This window comes from Phyllobacterium sp. YR620, from assembly GCF_900104165.1.
Lineage (GTDB): Bacteria > Pseudomonadota > Alphaproteobacteria > Rhizobiales > Rhizobiaceae > Phyllobacterium > Phyllobacterium pellucidum.
The window spans coordinates 123,024-137,358 of sequence record NZ_FNJP01000004.1 but is presented as its reverse complement, the minus strand read 5'-3'; the positions used below and the strand labels follow the sequence as shown (position 1 = coordinate 137,358).

Here is a 14,335-nt window from a genome sequence, read left to right as displayed (position 1 = left end):
CAACACTTAGGAAATATCCTAAGTGTTAATCCGCATGGAAGGAGGTGCGATTATGTTTGGTGCTACCCATGGTGCTGCGCACGCGATGGCGCCGATTGACGGCATCTTCCGCGCGCTTTCAGACCCGACGCGGCGACGCGTGCTCGAACGGCTTGGAAGCAGCCCGGCTTCGGTCAGCGAACTTGCAGCGCCATTCGATATGGCGCTGCCCTCCTTCGTCGAACACCTTAAGGTGCTCGAAGGGTGCGGCCTTGTGCGGTCGGCGAAAACCGGCCGCGTGCGAACCTACCGGCTCGAACCGGAGCCGCTGCAATTGATCGAGGATTGGCTCGCGAAGCAACGTTCCCTCTGGGAACGCCGCCTCGATCAGCTCGACGACTATCTCATTCAACTTAAGGAGCAGGATAAATGACGCAGCTACCCGCAATAAATCCGGAACTCGATCTCGTTCTTGAACGCGTCGTCGATGTGCCGCGCGAACTTGTATGGAAGGCGTGGACGACGCCCGAACACATCGTGAAATGGTTCACGCCGAAGCCCTGGCAGACCACCGATTGCGAGATCGACCTTCGGCCAGGCGGCGTGTTCCGGACGACCATGCTCTCCCCCGAAGGGCAGTCGTTTCCGAATATCGGCTGCTATCTCGAAGTCGTTCATAATGAGAAGCTGGTATGGACCGATGCGCTGCTCCCCGGCTATCGCCCGTCGGAAAAGCCCTTCTTCACCGCCTATCTGACATTGGAACCCGAAGGAAGCGGCACACGCTACCGGGCCATCGCGATTCATCGCGACAGTGCGAGCAAGAAGCAGCACGAGGAGATGGGATTCCACGATGGCTGGGGCACCGTGCTCGACCAGCTGGTCGCTTATATCAAAAGCGAAATGTAACTCGGCCTATTTCGCCAGCATCGGCGAGCCGTCGCGCGCATAGCGCTCGACGGCTCGCCACCACGGCGCGCGCAATCCTCGATGGCGGATCAATTCATTTGCCGTTGGCCTGCGCGATCTGCCCTACGAGTTTTGCCCATGGCATATCGAGAGCCCCATAAACGGCGCCGGCTTCGGGTCGCGCATTGTCCTTGAGGATTTCGACCATCAGGGTCGCATAGTCCGAGACGACAACACCGGCTTGAAGCATGCGCAGCAAGCCGGCCTCTCGCTTCGTCTGGTTGAATGTGCCGGACGCATCGACTGCAACATAGGCATCATAGCCCTTGCCGATCGCACTTATCGCAGGGAACGCCGCGCAAACCTCGAGGGAGATGCCCGCGAAGATTAGCTTCTTGCGGCCGGTCGCTTCTATGGCGCGCGCCACGGTCGGATCATCAAAGGCATTGACCGACGACCGGTCGATTATCTTTGTGCCGGGCAGCGCTTCGACGAGTTCGGGAAACGTCGGCCCCCACATGCTATCGCTCGCCGTGGTCGTGACGATGATCGGGAGATCGAGGGCGCGCGCGGCCTTTGCCAGAGCGACGATGTTGTGCTTCAACTCCCCGGTGGAGTAGTCCCGCACACCAGTCATCAGGCCTATCTGATGATCGACGAGAACAAGCGCCGTATTGTCGGAAGTGAGCGGTTCATAAGGACGGACCTGGTCGGACATTTCGTACTCCTGCGGTCGGCGTGGTTGAATTGCGGCGGCAAGCGAGGGAGCGAGGCCGAATGCCGTCGCAGCCGCTCCTATTGCTGCTGTCTGGAGGAAGTGACGCCGTTCCATGATGCCTCCGTCAATTTCCCGGACAGCCACCATGGCTCGCCCGGAGTCGCTATCTTTGCGGCGACGGGACGAACTTAAGGGCTGGCTTTCTGGCCAAGAAGAGGGCAAATTTCAGACTTAACGTCCATCTCTTTGGACGAAGGAGCGGGCATGCTCGATCTCAACGAGTTTTATTATTTCGTTCAGGTTGTGGATCGGGGCGGCTTTACGGCGGCCGGCCGAACGTTGCGCGTGCCCAAATCGACATTGAGCCACCGGATCAGGCGGCTTGAGTCCGAGTTGGGCGTTCGCTTGCTCAACCGCACGACTCCACGCTGACCGCCCTGATTCCATACCGATAAGGCCTGCTGCCATCGGTTCGCGTCTTCATCGATCATCTGGCTGCCGAGCTTCCGAAGGTAGTATTCGTTTAGGCCGCCCAATCTGCATCCGCGTTCGGTCTCGCGGCGATCTGCGGCGCTGACAATACTGCCTATTTCGTCAGCATCGGTGAGCCGTCGCGCGCATAGCGCTCGACGGTCGCCACCACGGCGGCCGGCAGCGCGACACCGTTGGCATGCTGGCGGCGTGCTTCGAGACGCCGGTCGCCCGGAAGCCGCACGGCAGGCGTTTCCTTGACCGCCGTAAGCATCTGCTCGAGCCGACCGGCGAAGCCGGGCCCGGCAAACATGTCGGGATCAATGGCGATGATGAACTGGCCCGTGCGCGGCGGCCCACCTTCGCAATCGCCAAAGGATGATGCTTCGTAGGACCAGTGCGCGCCGCCAAGACCGGCAGCAAGAATATCGACCATCAGTGCAAGCCCGAAACCCTTGTAGCCTCCGATCGGCAGAAGACTACCCTCCATCGCCGCGGCCGCATCGTTGGTCGGCACGCCCTCTGCATCGATGGCCCAGCCGTCAGGCAGCGGCACACCGCGATTATAGGCGTCGATGACCGCAACCCTGGCGACGACGCTCGACGACTGGTCGATGACCAGTGGCGCATGCCCGTCACGTGGGACGGCAAAGGCGAGCGGATTGGTGCCGAAGAACGGCGTCTTGCCTCCGAAGGGCGCAATCGAGGGTGAAGCATTGGCCGTCATCAGTGAAATGAGCCCCTCGGCTGCCAGATCCTCGACAAAATAGCCGAGCGACCCGCAGGCATAGGAATTTGTGACCGACAGCGCCGCAATGCCCGATTGCCGGGCCGCGTCGATGAGCGCCGGAAGTCCGAGCGCGATCGCCGGATGGGCAAAGCCGGTGCCGGCGTCAACGCGAAGCGCGACAGGCGACAATTGCTCAAGACGCGGCTGCGCGTGGCCGTCCACCTTCTTGCAGGCGGCATGGTCGCAATAGGTCGGAAGATAGGAAAGGCCGACGATCGCCTGTCCGTCACGTTCGGCCGCCGCAATTGATTTTGCGACCGCCGCCGCATTCTCCGGAGCAACGCCAGAGGCGATCAAGGCCTTCGCCGCGAGCGTTTCGATTTCGTCATAGGTCATCACCCTCTCGTCGCTCATGCCGGCATTACCTCTTGCTTCTTTTGCAGCCGCGCCAATTCCTCGAACGGAATGTGGCAGCGAATCCTGTGTTCGGGTTCGGAATCGAAGAGCGGCGGCTCCTGTTCCTCGCAGATCGCGCCGATCTTGCGCGGGCAGCGCGTATGGAAAACGCAACCGGACGGCGGATTGACGGCGCTTGGAATCTCCCCGTCAAGCCGGACGCGGCTCGGTTCGGTCTCGTCGAGCTTCGGTACGGCCGAAAGCAGCGCTTCGGTATAGGGATGGTGCGGGCCGGAGAACACGCGTTCGGACGGGCCGATCTCCATGATCCGCCCGAGATAGAGCACAGCGATATGGTCGGACAGGTAACGAACGACGGCGAGATCGTGCGAGATAAAGATGTAGCTGACGTGCTCCTTTGTCTGCAGATCGGCAAGGAGATTGAGGATCGCCGCCTGCACCGACACGTCGAGCGCCGAGGTGGGCTCGTCGCACACGACGATGCGCGGATCGCCGGCGAAGGCGCGGGCGATTGCCACACGCTGTTTGAGGCCACCCGAAAGCTGGCGCGGCTTGACGCTGAGATGACGCTCTGTAAGCCGGACAGATCGGACCAACTCGATGAGGCGTTTTTGCTGCGCCGCGCCTTTCAGGCCGGCCAGCGTCCGCAAGGCACGGCCCATGATGTGCCGGATCGAATGCGCGCGATTGAGCGCTGAATCGGGGTTTTGGAAAACGATCTGCATCGCCTTGACCTGATCGGCACTGCGGCTTTCGAGTTTCGACGCGAGCGGCTGGCCGTCGAGTTGCATCGAGCCGCCGGAGTCGGCCGGGACGAGGCCGAGGAGGAGCCGGGCAAAGGTTGTCTTGCCGCTTCCCGATTCCCCGACGAGGCCTAGGGTCTGTCCCGGCATCAGATCAAGGGAAACGTCGTTGACCGCACGCAGGGCGTGGCCATGGGCAGCATAGGTCTTGTTGAGATCCTTGATGCGCAAAACCGGCTCGCCGCCATGGACCGCCGACGCTGCCGCAATGCTTCCCGGCGTCGCACGCGGCAGGTCCTGCGCGCGTTCGTGATAGTGGCACCGCGAAAGGCGGCCACCGAGGTCGTGCAGCGGCGGCAGTTCATTATGGCACCGGCTGTCGGCAAGGGCGCAGCGATCGGCAAAGGGACAGCCGGTGATCGTTGCGCCCGGCGCCGGGAGAAATCCCGGAATTGTGTCGAGCCTGATCTGGTCCTTGCGCTGGCCGCCCCGCGGCAGGCAGCGCAACAGTGCCACGGTGTAGGGATGGCGCGGATTGTTGAAAACTTCGGCGGTCGTCCCCTCCTCGACCAGCATGCCGGCGTAAAGAACGCCGACGCGGTCGCACATGCGCGAGACCACCGCGAGGTTGTGGCTGATGAACAGGATCGACGCCGAAAGTTCCTGCCTAAGCTTGGCAATGAGGTCAAGCACCTCCGCCTCGACCGTCGCGTCAAGGCCGGTGGTCGGCTCATCGAGGATCAGCATTGTCGGATCGCTGGCGAGCGCCATGGCAATGCCGACGCGCTGCTGCATGCCGCCGGAGAGCTGGTGCGGATAGCGCTGCATGACTCGCAGCGGATCTGAGATACGGACGCGATTGAGCATGGAGATGGCCTGGTCGACCGCGGCCTGGCTGGAAATTCCGCGCAGTTCAAAAATCTCGGTCATTTGCCGCCCGATGCGGATCGAGGGGTTCAGCGCCTTGCCGGGATCCTGATAGACCATCGACACGCTTTCGGCACGCATGCGGCGCAGCGACTCGTTGTCGAGCTTCATGACATTGTGGCCGGCCAAGGCGATTTCGCCGGCTGTGATGACCCCGTTGCGGGGAAGATAGCGCACGACAGACAGGGCAACCGTCGATTTACCGCAGCCGGATTCGCCGACAAGGCCGTAAGCTTCGCCCGGGCGAATCGTAAGGCTCAGATCGCGCAGCACAGCGCGGTTGCGGCCGCCAACCCTATAGGCGACGGAGAGGTGATGCAGTTCGAGCGCATTGGGTGTCGATAAGTCAGTCATTCAAGGCCCCCTGCACGCCGTCGGCCACAAGATTGACGCCGATCACCAGCGAGGCGATAGCGAACGCATCGAAGAGCACGGTCCACCAGAAGCCGCCGCCGATCATCCCGTAATTACTTGAAATGCTCAGACCCCAGTCCGGCGACGGCGGCTGGATGCCGAAGCCCATGAAGCTCAGCGTTGCAACCGCGAAGATGGCATAGCCAAGACGCACGGTCGTCTCGACGAGGATTGGCGGTATGACGTTGGGAAGAATTTCCACGAACATGGTGTGCAACGCACTCTCGCGGCGCAATTGCGCCGCCGCGACATAGTCGAGTTCGCGCTCCGACAGGACGGCCGAACGCACGGTGCGGGCGATGATCGGCGCAAAGCTCAGGCCAATGACGATGATGACCGTGGTCTTCGACGTTCCGAGCGCAACGATGGCGAGCAGTGCCACGATCACGACCGGGATTGCCATGAACGCTTCGAGGATGCGGCTGATCACGTCGTCGACAAGTCCGCGGAAATAGCCGGTGAACAGGCCGAGCGTTGTGCCGGCAATGGTGGCCAGCAACGTCGCCAGCGGCGCGACCGTCAATATATCGCGCGACCCGACGATGACGCGCGAGAACACGTCGCGACCGAGCTGGTCGGTGCCAAACCAGTTATCGGCGGAGGGCGGCATGAGCGCGTTGATGATGTCATCCGCAAGCGGATCGTGCGGCGTAAAATATTCGCCGAAGAGCGCACACAGGACCCAGAAGACAACGATGACGAGACCCGTGATGAAAGAACCGGAGCGGCCGAGCGCGGCCACCACTTCCATTGCGGGACTACGCTTGATCGGCGGCGCGGGCAGGTCAGGCTGTTTGATATCGGTCGCCGTCATTGATCGGTCCCCAGTCGGATGCGTGGATTGAGGACGGAATAGAGAAGATCGGCAATCAGCGTCGCCACCGCATAGACGATGCCGATCGTCAGGATACCGGCTTCAAGCACTGGGAAATCCTTGCCGCGTGCGGCCGTGAAGATCAGCGAGCCGATGCCCTGATAACGGAAGAGAGTCTCGACAACGACGAGCCCGCCAATGAGGTAGCCGGTCTGGGTGGCGATGACCGTGATCGTCGGCAGCAGCGCATTGCGCAGCACGTGCCGCCAGATGACCGTATGCCAAGGCAGGCCCTTCAAAACGGCGGTGCGCGTATAGTCGGCATCGAGCGCCTCGATCATGCCTGATCGCGCCATGCGCGCGATGTAGCCGAAGAGCACGAGGAACAGCGGCAATGCCGGAAGGATCAAATAGTAGATTTGGGTGAAGATGCCCGAACCCGGCGGCCAGACGGCTGCGATCGGCAGCCAGTTCAGCCAGACGCCGAAGAGCAGAATGAAGATGATGCCGGTGACGAATTCCGGCAGAACGGTTGCCGAGAGCCCCCCCAGGCTGATGATGCGGTCGATGGGCCGGTTGACATTCAGCGCGGCGATGATGCCGCCGAGAATGCCGAGCGGCACCACCATGATGAAAGCAACGAGCGCAAGTTTCATCGAATTGCCGAGGGCATCGATGACGAAAGGCGCAACAGGCGCTCGGAAAATATAGGAAGTGCCCATATCGCCTTGAACGAAATGGGAAATCCAGTCCCAGTATTGCACAAGCAGCGGCCGGTCGAGGCCGAGCGAATGGTTGAGCGCGTCGACGGCACGCTGGTCGGCGAGCGGCCCCAATATGGCGCGCCCGACATTCCCGGGGAGCACCTGCCCTCCCAGGAACACCATGATACTGAGCAGGAACAGGGTTACGACCGAAAGGGCAACGCGCTTCAGCAGAAAGGAAAGTATGGCTCTAGCTCCCATGTTAGCCAGCCCCACCTGCGCGGAGCTGGCTGTTGCAGGATGTCCGTTCCTCCCTTACGCCTTCGAGGCGCGGTCGAGATAGTTCTGCGACATTGCCGTCGGCTGTACGCCGGAAACGCCCTTTGCCGTTGCCGTGAGGTAGTCGAAGAAATAGCCGAAGATAACCGGCGTTTCCTCGAGCAGCAGCCGCTGAATCTTGCCGGCCGTCTCCTTCTGCGCCTCAAGGTCGAGCGCAGCGATGTATCCGGCAGCGAGCGTATCGTAGTCCTTGTTCTTGAAATGCGCCGAGTTCCACGTGCCTTCGCTCTTCAAGGGCGCGGAGAGGTAGACATTCGGCACGCCGCGATGGCCGTAGTCGGTGATGCCCATAACGGAATCGAGCCAGTTGGACTTGCCGAACACCGCATCGCCGTAATAGGCGCCCTGATCGAGAATGTTGAGCTGGAGGTCGATGCCGATCTCCTTGACCGCATTCTGGATGAGCTGGGCATATTCCGGAATTTCCAGATAGCGCTCGGTGGTGAGCGTAACCTTGAAACCCTTGCCAGCTCCAGCAGCCTCCATCAGTTCCTTTGCCTGCTTCAGATCCTGCTGGCGCTGCGCAACGGTCGTATCCGTTGACGGAAAGGCCGGCGCAAACGGGCTGTCATTGCCAAGCGAGGCCCGACCCCGCATCAGCCCCTTTTGCAGCTTGTTGCGATCGATACTGAGCGCTACGGCGCGGCGCACCCGGGGATCCTTGAACGGGTCCATGTCCGTGCGCATGTGGACCTGGTGATGGGCCACGGATTTCAGGCTGATGATTTCGACGTTCGGATCGGTGAGCAGTGCGACGCCGGCAAGCACCGGCATCTGGTTGATTACGTCGACCTGACGGCCCTGAAGCGCAAGGATCATCGGCTGGATATCACCGAAGAAGGTGAATTCCGTCCGTGCCGGGAGTGCTTTTTCGCCCCAGTAGTCCTCATTGCGCACAAAAGATGCGCCGACCTTCGGCGTGTACTTCTCGAGCTTGAACGGCCCGGTACCGTTGAAGTTCTTCTCGAAATCGCCCTTGTAATCGGCCGGAATGATGATCGCGTTGTAGTTGTCCGACGACACCATGTAGGGGAAGTTGCCGTTTGGCGCGTCGAGGTGGAACTCCACCGTGTAATCGTCGATCTTCTTGGTAGCGCCCTTCTGCAGGAACCCGGTAAAGACCGAAAGCGCATTGGACGAGTTCGCCGGGTCGGCGAGGCGATCGATACTCGCCACGACGTCGTCGGCTTTCATCTCGCCGCCGCTGTGGAACTTGACGCCCTTGCGCAGATTGAAGGTCCAGACGTCACCCTTGTCATTCGGCTTCCAGCTTTCGGCCAGCATCGGCTTCAGGACAAGATCCGGGCCATCGAGGCACAGGAACTCGCCGCATTGCTGCAACATGAGCAGGCCTCCGGCATCGGCGACGCTGACGGGTTCGATCGCCGCGGCAGGCACGCTGCTGGCAACGCGGATCGTCGCTCCGGCCGTGCCTTGCGCGCGCGCAAGACTGGGCATGCCACCCATGCCGGCGGCAAATCCGACGCTGCCGAGGAAAGGCAGGGACAGGCCAAGCAGGCTGCCGTGACGAATGAATTCCCGGCGGCTTACCCTGCCGTCGACCAGGCCGTCGATGAGATGGTTTTCGAGATCGGTCCGGCCGCGCCGGAGCATATCGAGGAACTTATAGTTTTTCATGGCTTCTGCTCTTTCCCCTGGATCATGTTTTAACCGGACGATGAGTTAGGCAGCGCTCCTGGTCGCCGAGTTGCCGGATCGTCCGTGACCGACAAACTTAAGATGCCTTTTCCTCCGATCGCGTAATGCCCGGTCTTGGCGCCGGGTCAGGCAGCAAGCGAAAAATTCTCCTTTCAGTTCAGCGGCAAGCGCCGGTAGGTACCGGGCTTCGCAGGGTCGTGATACTTGTTCTTGGAGCCGTTCTCGGCAAAATCCCTGTGGCAGGCAGCAAGGCGGTCCCGATCGAGTGTAACCCCCAGTCCCGGCCCTTCTGGCACTGGAACGACATTGTTTCGCGGTGAAAACGGCCCTTCCTCGATGACGTCGGTGGTTTGCATTCGGAAAAGCGACTGATTTGGCTCCCTAATCCAGCCGAGCGCCGCGCAGAGGTGAAGGTAAGCGGCGCTGCCGACACCCGAATCGCCGCTATAGCACCAGAAATCGATGCCGGCGTGTTCGCAGGCGCCAATGAAGCGGACGAGGCGGCCGATGCCACCGTGGGTCGCGGGGTTGCCGACAATCGCGTCCGGCACCCGCAGTTCCATGGCGCGGGCAATGTCGATGTTGTGCGTCGAGAACGGTATCGAACAATGGCGACGCAATTCACGCATTTCCTCGATTGTCGCGACAGGATCTTCCCAGTTGCGAACGTTCAGTTGCTCCAAGGCTCGCACAAGTTGCCGAGCAGTTGCAAGTGAATAAGCTTGGTTGGAATCGATTCGCAGCATCACGTCGTCGCCGAGCTTCTTGCGGATGAGTTCGAGCATACGCAGCGAGACCTTCGGGTCTTCGGTCGAGAACTTTCCCTCGAAAAACGTGGTCCCGAACTGCTCGTTGAGCTCGACGCAATAGTCGGCAACTTCCTCCGGGGTCTTCTCGCCAATCGTGGCCGCGCCATCGCCGCGCAGGGAGAAATAATCGGTGAAAGGTATTTCCTTGCGCACCGCCCCGCCGAGCAATTGATAGAGCGGCTGGTTCCAGGCCTTGCCACGAATGTCCCAGAGCGCCATCTCGATTGCGCCAAAGGCGAGGATGCGCGTGCGATCGTTGATGCTCTGGACGCCGGTCCAGAACGGCAGGCAGACGTTCTCGGCGCCGGCAATATCGATCGGATCGCCCCCGATCAGGCGAGGCGCCAGCGTGTCATTGATGATCGCGGCGGCGGCCGAACTCGGCGCTTCGCCGAGCCCGATAATCCCATCATCGGTTTCGACTTCGACGATGGTTGGCGAAAAGCCGTCGAGTTCGCCGAACACCCAGACATAGGGCGCTTCGAGCGTCAGGTTGATCGGGGTTGCGGTAATGCGGCGGATTTTCATGTCAGTGGCTCAGTTCGAGAAACGGCTTGCCGAGGAGATCGGTATCGACATCGATGCCGAGCCCCGGACCGTCCGGCACGCCCATGCGGCTGCCGACAACCGGGGGCGCGTTGCGTGCAGTGCGGACCGTCACCCATTCGTGAAAGGCGATGGCATGCAAGCGCCGCTCTTCCGGCGTCGATAGCGAGAGGTGGGCCATGGCAGCCGTGTCAACCTCGGCGCCGCCTGTGTCTTCCACCGTGATCATGAAGCCGAGATCGACGGCGACGTCGCGGATCTGGCGGGTCTTGGTGACGCCGCCGAGCCGCGAGATCTTGAGGGTCAGTCCGTCAGCCGCGCCCTTGCGATGAATTTCGAGCATCTGTTCGAGCGAGGTGACCGATTCATCGAGCACCATCGGCTTGTCGAGCGAACGGCGAACGGAGAGGCAATCGTCGATCGCGAGGCACGGCTGCTCCATCGTGTAGTCGATGGCGCGTGTCGCATCGGCGAACTGGCGTGCCTGATAGGCGGTCCAGCCGCCATTGGCATCACAGAAGATCACCGTGCCTTTCGGCACCGCCGCAGCGACGGCGGTTACCCGCTCGATATCGTCGTGGACCTTGCCGCCCACCTTGACCTGCAGGCGATGAAACCCTTCGCCGACGATGCGCCTGGCAAGATCAACCATCGCGTCGACGGAGCCGTGGGTGACGACCTTGTAGAGATCGGCCATATCGCTTTCGCGGCCGCCGAGCATCGTCACCAGCGGGACCTCGGCGGCGCGGGCCGTGAGGTCGCAGCAGGCCATGTCGAAGGCAGCCTTGATATAGGGGTGGCCGTTGAAGACAGTATCCATCAGTCGGTTTATCTGCGCGAGCCCGCGCGGGTCCCTGCCGAGCAGATGTGGCGCGATTTCCGGAACACCTGCCCTGGCGCCTGCGGCAAAGGCAGCCGAATAGAAGTTTCCAAGTGGCGCCATCTCGCCCCAGCCGGTCACCCCGGTGTCGGAGGTAATAGAAACGAGGATTGCATCGAAACCGTCGGCACCACGCCCCTTCGACATATTGTAGCGGCCGCCGACAAAGGGTTGCATAAGACTGTAGGCTTTGATGGACTTGATCTGCACGATAACCGTTCCCGTGTTATTATCTGTGGAGAGCGCCTGCGGTCCGCGCTCAATTGTCGAGGCGTTTGCGGCTCCCCGGCTTCTTGGCGGCCTGCCTCTCCTCAAGCCCGCGCGCAAAAGCAACAAGTTCCTCAAAATCGAGGGCGATGTGCTCACGGGCGTGCCGCTGCGCCGCTTTCATGTCCTTGCCTTTGAGAAGACGCACATATTCCTCGTGCACATCGAGCGAGGGCACGGGCTCGTTGCGTGCCCGTTGATGCAAGGCGAAATACATCTGCAGGCGGCTGGTGAGGCGCTGCCACGTATCCAGCAGGAGTGGGTGATCGGCCCATTCATAGATCAGGCCGTGCAGTTGCAGCGCCGTCTCGATCTGCCTGGTCGTGTCGATGTCGAGGGTCGCCTGCTTTACCGCAGCATGACGTCTGTCAAGTTCGGCAAAGAAGACCTCGGTGCGGAGCGGCCACGTTCTTTCGATGGCAAATTCGTCGAGAACCTGGTTGAGCGAATAGGCATCCTCGATATCCTTCGCCGTCACTTCGATCACGAATGTGCCCGCATAGGGAATGCTGGTAAGAATGCCCTCCTGGACCAACTCGCGCATGGCTTCGCGCAAGGGCGCGCGGCTCACCCGCATCTGTTCGGAGATGCGCAGTTCGTTGAGTTTCTGGCCAGGTTCGAGCTTGCCGGTGAGGATGGCCCGTTTGAGCAGGCTGACGATCTCGGCCCTACGGGTCGTATCGACAATGGGGTCAAAATCCGTAGCGCTCATGGATGGATCCTCGTTCCGATGCAAGAAAATCAGATTGTCGACAATATTGCAATCGAGAACTCGCAGCATTAGCATCGACATGTCGATCTGACCGCTTTAACAGCAGACTGACCGAGACGTAACGCGTACCTATCCACCGGAGATCGACATGACCTTGACGGGCTTTTTGCAGCTCACCGCTTCGACATTCACGTTCCTGCTCGCCGCGACGTGCGCAAAGGCATGGGCGCTGGCGCCGAGCAACGCGAAGCTGGTTCTAACCATTGTTCTCTATTCCGTCGGCAATCTCATCATGCTGCGTCTGGTACGCGAGTTCGGCATGGCATCGGCTTTCAGCCTCTCGGCTGTCATCCAGCTTATTGCGGTCAATCTCATCGCGCTGGTTTTCTTTGGCGAGAAGCTGTCGATTGTTCAATCCTTCGGCATCATCTTTGCTATACTTGCGGTCGGATTGATAACATTCGGGTCCGCCACCGAATAATCGGCAGGAGACGCGATGCCGGAGGAGCATCAGGCGAAGATGGTTCGCATATCGGGCCGCGTACAGGGCGTAAGCTACCGCGTCTGGACGCGCATGGAAGCGCGCAGGCTCGGATTGGGGGGCTGGGTCCGCAACGAACCGGACGGGAGCGTATTGGCCTTTATCGAGGGGCCGGAGAACGCGGTATCCTCGATGCTCGATCGGTTCTGGCAGGGGCCGCCCGGTGCGTCGGTAAAGGATGTCGTGTCTGAGATTGCAGAGCCAGAGAATCTGTCGGGGGAGTTTCGGATAACGTCGTAAATGCGAGGACTTCGATGCGCAGGCTCATCCTCTTTCGGCATGCAAAATCGGAATGGCCGGCGGGCGTCGAGGACCATGAACGGCCGCTCGCCAAACGTGGCCGGCGGACGGCGCCATTGATGGGTGCGTTCCTAGCGCGTCAGCAGTTGCTTCCCGATCTTACCCTCGTTTCGACCGCGAGAAGAGCCATGCAGACGTTTGAGCTGGCATCCGCCGAAGTTGGAGTAAAGCTCGAATGGAAAGCCGAGCCGCGCCTTTACGATGCACCCGTCAACGCACTTCTCGACGTTGTCCGGCAGGCACCCGCCACCATCTCGACCCTGATGCTCGTCGGCCACAATCCCGGGCTTGAAGAGTTCGCGCGCCAGCATGTGGCGGGTGGGCCCGAACCCGATCTTTCGCGGCTGCGCGAAAAATTCCCGACCGCCGGCATTGCCGTGATCGATTTCAATGCCAAGGACTGGACAGCTGTTGAAACCGACCGCGGCGAACTCAAGCGGTTCGAGACGCCGAAGTCGCTCGAAGATACAAACTAAAAACCGAGCCTAGCGCCGCGGCGTCAGGCTGAGCTTCATGTGGCGGTTGACATCCTTATAGAGCAGATAGCGGAACTTGCCCGGACCGCCAGCATAGCACGCCTGCGGACAGAAGGCGCGGAGCCACATGAAATCGCCCGCCTCCACTTCAACCCAATCCTGGTTGAGCCGGTAGACGGCCTTGCCCTCGAGTACGTAGAGACCATGTTCCATGACGTGGGTTTCGGCAAAGGGAATGACGGCGCCAGGCTCGAAAGTCACGATCGTCACGTGCATGTCGTGACGCAGATCCGACGGATCGACAAAACGCGTCGTCGCCCATTTGCCCTCGGTGCCCGGCATCGGCGCCGGTGCAATATCCGCTTCATTCGCGAAAAAGGCTTCCGGCATCTCGATACCTTCAACGGCTTCGTAAGCCTTGCGGATCCAATGGAAGCGGACCGGCGCGCTGCTTTCATTGCGAACTTTCCAGTTGCTTGCCGGCGGGATGAAAGCAAAGCCGCCGGGCTGCATCACCTGCTTCTTGCCATCGAGCGTGACGCTCAGTTCGCCTTCGAGAATGAAAAGCACGCCCTCGGCGCCAAGGTCGAGCTCGGGCCGCTCACTGCCGCCGCCGGGCGCTACTTCCATGATATATTGCGAGAATGTCTCGGCAAAGCCGGAGAGCGGACGCGAAAGCACCCAAAGCCGGGTGTCGTCCCAGAACGGCAGGAGGCTTGTGACGATATCCATCATCACGCCCTTCGGGATCAAGGCATAGGCTTCGGTAAACACCGCGCGGTCTGTCAGGAGCTGCGTTTGCGCGGGTGCGCCCCCGTGGGGAGCGGAATAGGTTCGTTGAGCCATGGCCATTTCCTCTGCGTCTCCCGCCGAAGGCGGGCCTCGAAATCCAGATAACGCCTTCCTCAATAGCCAAACAAGGGCCGATTCATACCCCTTAAAAAATTGAAAGTGCTTGCACGTTTAACGCGAGCCACGGC

15 protein-coding genes and 1 pseudogene are annotated in these 14,335 nt (G+C 60.9%); 6 read left to right on the top strand and 10 right to left on the bottom strand.

Going from position 1 to position 14,335, the window contains the following annotated elements:
* The first annotated feature begins 52 nt into the window (after positions 1-52).
* Together BLR72_RS14850 and BLR72_RS14845 are read left to right on the top strand one after the other, a co-directional pair.
* The gene (locus BLR72_RS14850) at positions 53-412 is read left to right on the top strand and encodes an ArsR/SmtB family transcription factor (protein ID WP_091950271.1); all 360 of its coding nucleotides are present in this window, start codon (positions 53-55) and stop codon (positions 410-412) included.
* Complete coding sequence (locus tag BLR72_RS14845; RefSeq protein ID WP_091949867.1) at positions 409-888, top strand: SRPBCC family protein; 480 nt, start codon at positions 409-411, stop codon at positions 886-888. Before BLR72_RS14850 ends, BLR72_RS14845 begins: the two co-directional genes overlap by 4 nt.
* 94 nt (positions 889-982) lie before the next feature.
* Here the strand turns inward: BLR72_RS14845 and BLR72_RS14840 are convergent, their stop codons facing one another.
* Positions 983-1,720: an isochorismatase family protein gene (locus BLR72_RS14840; protein WP_091950269.1), complete on the bottom strand. Its 738-nt coding sequence runs from the start codon at positions 1,718-1,720 to the stop codon at positions 983-985.
* Between the two features lie 150 nt (positions 1,721-1,870).
* On the opposite strand from BLR72_RS14840, the pseudogene BLR72_RS14835 reads away from it, so the two are divergent.
* A pseudogene (locus BLR72_RS14835) lies at positions 1,871-2,029 on the top strand (LysR family transcriptional regulator); the annotation flags it as partial.
* 163 nt (positions 2,030-2,192) lie between these two features.
* Here the strand turns inward: BLR72_RS14835 and BLR72_RS14830 are convergent.
* The 8 genes from BLR72_RS14830 to BLR72_RS14795 form a co-directional block, all read right to left on the bottom strand.
* On the bottom strand, positions 2,193-3,221 hold the full coding sequence (locus tag BLR72_RS14830; protein WP_091949865.1) for an Ldh family oxidoreductase: 1,029 nt from the start codon (positions 3,219-3,221) through the stop codon (positions 2,193-2,195).
* Positions 3,218-5,248, bottom strand: coding sequence for a dipeptide ABC transporter ATP-binding protein (locus BLR72_RS14825; protein WP_091949863.1), 2,031 nt, complete (start codon positions 5,246-5,248; stop codon positions 3,218-3,220). The genes BLR72_RS14830 and BLR72_RS14825 overlap by 4 nt, the downstream gene beginning before the upstream one ends.
* Positions 5,241-6,122, bottom strand: a complete 882-nt coding sequence (locus BLR72_RS14820) for an ABC transporter permease (RefSeq protein WP_091949861.1) — start codon at positions 6,120-6,122, stop codon at positions 5,241-5,243. Before BLR72_RS14820 ends, BLR72_RS14825 begins: the two co-directional genes overlap by 8 nt.
* Positions 6,119-7,087, bottom strand: a complete 969-nt coding sequence (locus BLR72_RS14815) for an ABC transporter permease (protein ID WP_175492371.1) — start codon at positions 7,085-7,087, stop codon at positions 6,119-6,121. The genes BLR72_RS14820 and BLR72_RS14815 overlap by 4 nt, the downstream gene beginning before the upstream one ends.
* 54 nt (positions 7,088-7,141) lie before the next feature.
* Entirely contained in the window at positions 7,142-8,803 is a 1,662-nt protein-coding gene (locus BLR72_RS14810) for an ABC transporter substrate-binding protein (RefSeq protein ID WP_091919507.1), read from the bottom strand.
* A gap of 173 nt (positions 8,804-8,976) precedes the next feature.
* On the bottom strand, positions 8,977-10,161 hold the full coding sequence (locus BLR72_RS14805; protein ID WP_091949859.1) for a mandelate racemase/muconate lactonizing enzyme family protein: 1,185 nt from the start codon (positions 10,159-10,161) through the stop codon (positions 8,977-8,979).
* A gap of 1 nt (position 10,162) precedes the next feature.
* On the bottom strand, positions 10,163-11,269 hold the full coding sequence (locus tag BLR72_RS14800) for a mandelate racemase/muconate lactonizing enzyme family protein (RefSeq protein ID WP_091949857.1): 1,107 nt from the start codon (positions 11,267-11,269) through the stop codon (positions 10,163-10,165).
* A gap of 49 nt (positions 11,270-11,318) precedes the next feature.
* Entirely contained in the window at positions 11,319-12,038 is a 720-nt protein-coding gene (locus tag BLR72_RS14795; RefSeq protein ID WP_091950265.1) for a GntR family transcriptional regulator, read from the bottom strand.
* Between the two features lie 148 nt (positions 12,039-12,186).
* Here BLR72_RS14795 and BLR72_RS14790 point away from each other — a divergent pair, with 148 nt between their 5' ends.
* From BLR72_RS14790 to BLR72_RS14780, 3 genes are read left to right on the top strand one after another with little or no spacing between them, the layout of a single operon-like run.
* Positions 12,187-12,519 (top strand): hypothetical protein, encoded by a 333-nt coding sequence (locus BLR72_RS14790; protein ID WP_091919512.1) that lies wholly within the window; start codon positions 12,187-12,189, stop codon positions 12,517-12,519.
* A gap of 15 nt (positions 12,520-12,534) precedes the next feature.
* Positions 12,535-12,819, top strand: coding sequence for an acylphosphatase (locus BLR72_RS14785; protein WP_091949855.1), 285 nt, complete (start codon positions 12,535-12,537; stop codon positions 12,817-12,819).
* Positions 12,820-12,833: 14 nt separating this feature from the next.
* Positions 12,834-13,355 carry a SixA phosphatase family protein gene (locus BLR72_RS14780; protein ID WP_091949853.1) on the top strand — a complete coding sequence of 174 codons (522 nt, stop codon included), beginning with the start codon at positions 12,834-12,836 and terminating at the stop codon, positions 13,353-13,355.
* A gap of 9 nt (positions 13,356-13,364) precedes the next feature.
* Here the strand turns inward: BLR72_RS14780 and BLR72_RS14775 are convergent, their stop codons facing one another.
* On the bottom strand, positions 13,365-14,201 hold the full coding sequence (locus BLR72_RS14775; RefSeq protein ID WP_091949851.1) for a bifunctional allantoicase/(S)-ureidoglycine aminohydrolase: 837 nt from the start codon (positions 14,199-14,201) through the stop codon (positions 13,365-13,367).
* Between the last annotated feature and the right edge of the window lie 134 nt (positions 14,202-14,335).